Source organism: Calditerrivibrio sp. (genome assembly GCA_026415135.1).
In the GTDB taxonomy this organism is placed as follows: Bacteria; Chrysiogenota; Deferribacteres; order Deferribacterales; family Calditerrivibrionaceae; genus Calditerrivibrio.
In genome coordinates this window covers 1-2,443 of sequence record JAOAHS010000020.1, presented here as the reverse complement: position 1 = coordinate 2,443, position 2,443 = coordinate 1, and the positions used below count along the sequence as shown (strand labels likewise).

The window sequence follows — 2,443 nt, the reverse complement described above, 5'->3', positions numbered from 1 at the left end:
TATCTCCTGACCTCCTGCAACCCTCATCCCGTTCACCCTACAAACAACCGGCTTTTTACAGTTAAGAATACCATCGACCATAGCATTAAAAAGGTCCATGTACTCTCCATACTCATTGGGACGTTTTGAATAATAGAAGGCGTACTCAACAGTATTTCCACCGGTGCAAAAAGCTTTATCCCCCGCTCCTGTAAAAACTACCGCAACCACAGATCTATCAGATGAAGCCTTCTGAAACCCCGCTATAACACCCTTAACCATTTCTGTGGTATAGGAATTATACTGGGCTGGATTATTCAATGTTATCCAAGCAACATAAAGATCTTCAATAACTTTACCCTGTGGATCCTTTAATGGCCTTTTCTCATAGATTGTGCATGGTGCTTCCTTGCCAAAATGTTCATCACCAAAAAGGCTGTGATTTTTTAATTCATTATCTCTTGGAATCCATTCTAAACCCATCTTAACCTCCTATTTTAACGCTGTTTATTTTTTCTAAAATTAAGTGTTGTCTATCAAGCAACCCTTGTGCCAATTAAGAACAAATTGAATATTACACTAAAAAATAAACAGTGACAATTGTTTTCATAATCAATTTAATTAAACAATGTTTTAAAATTGATAAAATATAACCATTAGCTTTGGTAAAAAATTACCAATTTTAATAGATTTTTAATCAAACAGTGTTAGTTAAAAAATAACAGATAGGAAGTAATCCCTAATTACTTCCTATCTGTAGGCGGGAGAGGAAAAATAAATATTTAAAAATCTGGGGTTAGAACAACTCTTTTATTTAACTTTCCGTGATGGGCTAAATCGAAAACCTCCTCAATCTGGCTCATTGGTCTTATCTCAACGAAGGGCTTTATCTGAACTTTACCACTTAGGACAAACTCTAAAACATTTTTGTAGTATTTTGGCGGGCATCCCCAGGTTCCTACAATTTCAGCATCGAAAGCCATTAGTTTTGAAAGCATATATTCTATTTTATGGGGACCATATCCTACAACTACAAGCCTACCAATAAAGGAAAGGAATTCTAAAGCGGTCTCCTGCCCCTGCTTTGTCCCGGTACATTCAAATATTTTCCAACCATAGTTTGAAGGATAACCCCTTTCTTTACAGATTGTCTTGAAAATATCTTTTATTTCTTTTATATCTCTTCCCTTTGGATTTATCGCATAATCAAGTCCATAGTTTTTCATGTTTTCTAACTTATCTTCAGCTATATCAAAACCAATTACACACTTAGCCCCAAAAGCTTTTGCCATCTGGGTCATATAAGTTCCCACACCTCCTGCAGCACCAATCACGATCACCAAGTCACCATCTTTTAAATCACCTCTTATTGCTGCCTGATAAGGTGTTGTTACCGCATCTGCTACAACCGCTAATGTTTCAATGGGAAAATCACCTCTATTTTCAATAATGCAAAGATCACGAAAAGGAACTGGTATATGACTTGAATATCCGCCATAAATACCTAAGCTATTTCCTGGCATCTTTTGGTTTAAACATCTATTTTCTCTTCCCTGAGCACAAATGGTACAGCTGTTACATGGCATAACCGCTGGCACAATAACTTCCTTGCCTATTAGATCACTCCTTCCTTCTACTATAACACCAGAAATTTCATGTCCCAAAGTTAAAGGGGGTTTTGTCACTGTTGGAACTCCCTGATAATAATAGCTTAGGTCTGTATGACAAACACCACATCCCTTAATTTCAACAAGTACCTCATCTTCTTTAAGTTCTGGTTTTGGTATCTCAGTTTTTATCAATTTACCCGGTTCAACCATCTGATAGGTCTTAATTTTATCTATAGCCATAAATCCTCCTTTTTAATATTCTTCCCCTATATCTTACCTATTTTTCCAAATGGGCTTTCTCTTTTCTAAGAATGAGTTAATACCTTCATTAGCATCTTCAAGGCTCATTAAATCTTTAACATACATTGCCTCTGCATTAGAAAGGGTTCTTTCAAAATCAAAAGCTAAAGATTTTTTAAAGGCCTGTTTAGTTATTTTTAAAGCAGAACCACTCATTGCCTCAAACTTTTTTAAATAGCCCTTCAATTTTTCTTCAAACTCTTGCAGTGGAAAAACCTGATTTACCAGTCCCATAACCTTCGCTTCTTCTGCAGAAATATTTTCTCCAAGTACAACTATTTCAAAAGCCCTCTTTCTACCCACAACCTGTGTTAGATAGGTAATTGCAATGGGTGGAAAAACAGCAAGCTTAATCTCTGGCTGACCAAACTTTGCATTATCAGCACATACTATTAAATCACAGCCAATAGCAAGTTCACAGCCACCACCAAGGGCTGAACCTTTTACTCCAGCAACAGTTATAATATCCAGCATTTCCAGTCTTCTAAAAATACCGTGAAAGGAATCAAGCATTAGCTCCATCTTATCCTTGGTATGGTCAGCAACATCAACAC

At 36.5% G+C, this 2,443-nt stretch carries 3 protein-coding genes; all 3 read right to left on the bottom strand.

Annotated elements, in window-relative coordinates; all coding sequences use genetic code 11:
• The coding region (locus tag N3C60_03600; GenBank protein MCX8083987.1) for an enoyl-CoA hydratase-related protein at positions 1-462 on the bottom strand (462 nt) is incomplete at its 3' end.
• Between the two features lie 299 nt (positions 463-761).
• On the bottom strand, positions 762-1,829 hold the full coding sequence (gene had / locus N3C60_03595) for a 6-hydroxycyclohex-1-ene-1-carbonyl-CoA dehydrogenase (GenBank protein MCX8083986.1): 1,068 nt from the start codon (positions 1,827-1,829) through the stop codon (positions 762-764).
• Between the two features lie 33 nt (positions 1,830-1,862).
• On the bottom strand, positions 1,863-2,443 hold a 581-nt coding region (locus tag N3C60_03590; GenBank protein ID MCX8083985.1), incomplete at its 5' end, for an enoyl-CoA hydratase-related protein.

Coding starts and splice junctions, on each gene's coding strand:
- had (MCX8083986.1), bottom strand. CDS start 1,829: ATGGCTATAGATAAAATTAAGACCTATCAGATGGTTGAACCGGGTAAA.